Source organism: Streptomyces sp. URMC 126, from assembly GCF_051386555.1.
Taxonomy (GTDB): Bacteria; Actinomycetota; Actinomycetes; order Streptomycetales; family Streptomycetaceae; genus Streptomyces.
Map to the genome: position 1 here is coordinate 1 of NZ_JBPQTX010000459.1, position 4155 is coordinate 4155.

Annotated in this window: 1 protein-coding gene and 1 pseudogene; both read left to right on the forward strand. The window is 77.5% G+C overall.

Annotated features, from left to right (window positions below):
• Nucleotides 1-1613 precede the first annotated feature (1613 nt).
• Nucleotides 1614-1928, forward strand: coding sequence for a (2Fe-2S)-binding protein (locus ACSNOK_RS31260; protein ID WP_436784169.1), 315 nt, complete (start codon nucleotides 1614-1616; stop codon nucleotides 1926-1928).
• Nucleotides 1909-3390: pseudogene (locus ACSNOK_RS31265) on the forward strand (FAD-dependent oxidoreductase); the annotation flags it as partial. The gene ACSNOK_RS31260 and the pseudogene ACSNOK_RS31265, both read left to right, overlap by 20 nt.
• Nucleotides 3391-4155: the final 765 nt, after the last annotated feature.

Consider the following 4155-nt stretch of genomic DNA (forward strand, 5'->3'; position numbering starts at 1 on the left):
GTCGCACGGGCGGCGGGGGCGGCGGGACTGCGAGAGGGGAGGGTGGCCCTGCGCCTGCTCCCGTCCGCTTCCGGCTGTGTCCGACGCTCGGACCAGCGGTTCCAACTCCGCCGTGCCGCGCGTCCGTGCCCGGCCGTCCCGCGCGGGGCGACGGCCACGGTCCGGGTGGCTGTGGCCTTCTCGGGGTCGGTGTGGCTGCCGCGTATCCGCCTCGCCGCCGGACTGGTGGCCGGAGAGGGCCGGTGTCGGGTTGCGTGGTGGGGCGGAGTGCCGTCGCACGGCCGGTGGGGGTGGCGGGACTGCGGGAGGGCAGGGTGGCCCCGCGCCTGCTCCCGTCCGCTTCCGGTCGGGTCCGACGCTCGGATTGGCGGCGGCACCCCGCCGTGCCGCGCGTGGCGCGATAGCCGCCGCCCGGGTGGGGCTGTGGCGTTTCCGGGGACCGGCGCGGCCTCGCGTTGCGCGGTGGGGTGGAGCGCCGTTGCACGGGCGGCCGGGGCGGCGGGAGGAGGGGGTGGCCCCACGCCTGCTCCCGGCCGGGTTCGACGCTCGGACCAGCGGTCCCAACTCCGCCGTGCCGCGCGCCCGTGCCCGGCCATCGAGCGCGGCGCGACGGCCGCCGCCCGGTGGGGCTGCGGCGTTGCCGGGGGCCGGCGCAGCCTCGCGTTGCGCGGTGCGGTGGAGCGCCGTCGCACGGGCGGTGGGGGTGGTGGGACTGTGGGAGGGCGGGGTGGCCCCGTGCCTGCTCCCGTCCGTTTCCGGCCGGGGCGGACGCTCGGATCGTTGGGGGTACTCCGGCGTGCCGCGCGCTCGTGTCCGGCTGTCCCGCGTGGCGCGACGGCCACTGCCCAGGTGGGCTGCGGCGTCCACGGGAGTCGGTGTGGCTGCCGCGTATCCGCCTCGCGGCCGGCATGGTGGCCCGAATGGGCCGGCGTCGCGTTGCGCACTGGGGCAGAGCGCCGTCGCACGGGCGGCGGAGGCGGCAGGACTGCGGGAGGACGGGGTGGCTCCGCGCCTGCTCCCGTCCGTTTCAGGCCGGGGCGGACGCTCGGATCGGCGGCGGTACCCGCCGTGCCGCGCGTCCGTGCCCGGCCGTCCCGCGTGGCGCGACGGCCGCCGCCCGGGTGGGATTGCGGCGTTCTCGGAGTCGGTGTGGCTGCCGTGTATCCGCCTCGTCACCGGACTGGTGGCCCGAACGGGCCGGCGTCGCGTTGCGCGGTGGGGCGGCGGTTTCGGGCTCGCTTCCGTCGCGTCGGTGTGTTCCGGCCGCCTCTGCCGTGTCGGCGTGCTTGTTCCGTCGGTTCAGGAAGGTGCGGTGCGCGGCGGTGTCCGACCGCCGTCGTGCGGGGCGTGCGCGTGTGTCGGGGGAGGGGTGGTGGCCCTGCGCCCGGTTTCGCCGCGACGGTGTGTTCCGGCTGCCTGTGCCGTGCCGGCGTGCGGTGCGCGTGCGCGTCACCGTCCGAACGGCCGCTGTGCGGGGGGCGTCTGGACGAGCCGGGAAGGTGCGGTGGATTCACGCCCCGTACCGCCCCCTCCCCAGCTCCTCGATCTCCACCTTCTCGCCCCCCGCGTTACCGCATGGCCGAATGAGTCGTCCCACCGAAAGGAGACCCGCCATGGCGCGCCGCCGCGCTTCCGGCGTTTCGTCCGACGCCGCCGTCGCGTTCGACATCACCTTCGACGGACGTCCCGTCCGTGCCCTCCCCGGTCAGACGATCGCCGCCGCGCTGTGGGGCGCCGGCGTGCTCGCCTGGCGGACGACGCGCGAGGGCGGCCGGCCGCGCGGTGCGTTCTGCGGCATCGGGCAGTGCTACGACTGCCTCGCCACCGTCAACGGCGAGCCCAACCGCCGGGCCTGCCTGGTGGCCGCCCGGCCGGGAGACGCCGTCACCACACAGGAAGGACACGGCCGTGCCGGACTCGCCGGCTGAGCCCCGGGCCCCGTACGACCTCGCGGTGATCGGCGCGGGCCCCGCCGGAACGGCCGGCGCGATAGCCGCGGCCGGGCTGGGGCTGTCCGTCGCGCTCCTCGACGCCGCCGACCGGCCGGGTGGGCAGTACTTCCGGGGCCCCGCACCGGAGTTGGCGTCCGCCCGACGGTACCGGGGCACGGTCCAGGGCCGGGCCGCCTTCACCGCCCTGTGCGCCCGGCCGGCCGCGCGCCGCGTCGACCACCTCGCCGCTCACCACGTCTGGACCGTGACCCGGGAGGACGAGGACGCGTGGAGCGTCCACGCTCTCACCGGCCCCGACGGCGACGGTGGCGAGCCGGTCCTGGTCCGGGCCCGCGCGGTGCTCCTGGCGACCGGCGCCCAGGAACGCCAACTCCCCTTCCCTGGCTGGACACTGCCCGGTGTCATAGGCGCGGGCGGCGCGCAGGCGATGCTCAAGTCCGGGCTGGTGCTGCCCGGGAGGCGCGTCGTCGTCGCGGGCAGCGGGCCGTTGCTTCTCGCCGTCGCCTCCTCGCTGGCAGCCGCCGGCGCGCGGGTCCCGGCCGTCGTCGAGGCGTCCGACTACCTCGGCTACGCCCGCCACCCGCGCGCCCTCGCCGTCAACCCGCACAAGGCGCTCGAAGCCGCGTACCACGGCGCGGCGTTGCTCCGCCACCGGGTGCCGCTGCGCGCCCGGAGCGCGGTCACCCGGGTGCACGGCACCGACCGCGTCGAGGCCGTCACCGTCACCCGGCTCGACCGCGACTGGCGGCCCGTCCCGGGTACCGGCCGCCGGATCGCCTGCGACGCGCTCGCCGTCGGCCACGGCCTGGAGCCGCGGATCGAGCTGGCCACCGGCCTCGGTTGCGCCACCCGCCGCACCCCGGACGGCGCCGACGCCCTCGTCGTGGACGGCTTCCAGGAGACCACTGTCCCCGGCATCTGGGCCGCCGGAGAGACCGCCGGCGTCGGCGGCCGGCAACTCGCGCTGCTGGAGGGGGAGACGGCGGGGGTCGCGGCCGCCGCCCGGCTGTCCGGCCGGTGCGGCTCCGCCACGTCCGCGCGCCTCCGCGCCCTGCGCCGCCGCCGCGACCGGCTGCGCGCCTTCGCCGACGCGATGGCCGCCGCCCACGCCCCGGGAGCGGGCTGGACGGAATGGCTCACCGACGACACGGACGTCTGCCGCTGCGAGGAGGTGACCGCCGGTCATGTGCGCGAGGCGGTCGCCGACCTCGGCGCCGGGGACGCCCGCACCGTCAAACTCCTCACCCGCGCCGGAATGGGCTGGTGCCAGGGCCGCGTCTGCGGCACCGCCGTGTCGTGCCTCGCCGCCGGCGGTACGGCGCCGGGGTCCGTACCGCCGGCACCCGCCCGTCGGCCGTTCGCCGTACCCGTGCCGCTCGGGGCGCTGGCCACACTGGACGAGGAGCGGGAGCCCCGCACTCCCGCCGAACCCGCCGTACCCGCGGTACCCGCCGACTCCACGTCCGGCGCGCCGGACGCGTGCACCGCTTCGGGGTCTCGTGGGGCTGTCGAGTCCGTCGGTTCGGGGCGCGGTGCTCCGCGCGCGTCCGGTGGTTCGGGGTGTGGTGCTCCGACCACGACCGGTGGTTCGGAGTGTGCTGCTCCGAGCGCGTCCGGTGGTTCGGGGTGTGGTGCTCCAAGTGCGTCCGACGGCCCGGAACGCCGTACGTGGGGTACGTCCGCCGGTCCGGTGCCCGCGGGGCAGGGGGCGTCGGCCGGTCCGGGGTGTGGCGTGTCCGGTGCGGCCGTCGGTTCGGAGTCCGGCATGCCGGGTGTGTCCGGCCGCTCGGGGCTCCGTGGGCCTGTGGCGTCCGTCGGCTCGGACTCCGGCACGCCGGATGCGTCCGGCGACCCGGGGCCGCGCGGGTCCGCCGCCTTCGCGCGCTCGGAGTCCGGTGCTCCGTGCGGGCCTTGTGCCCCGGAGTCCGGTTCTCTGGGTGGGCCTTGTGCCCCTGAGTCCGGTTCTCTGGGTGGGCCTTGTGCCCCTGAGTCCGGTTCTCTGGGTGGGCCTTGTGCCCCGGAGTCCGGTCCTGCGGGTGGGCCTCGTGCCCTGGAGTCCCGTGCTCCGGGCGGGTCTCGTGCCCCGGAGTCCCGCACTCCGAGCGCGTCCCCTGCCCCTGAGCCCCGTGCTCCGAGCGCGTCCCCTGCCCCTGAGCCCCGTACTCCGGGCGAGCCCCCTGCCCCTGAGCCCCGTGCTACGAGC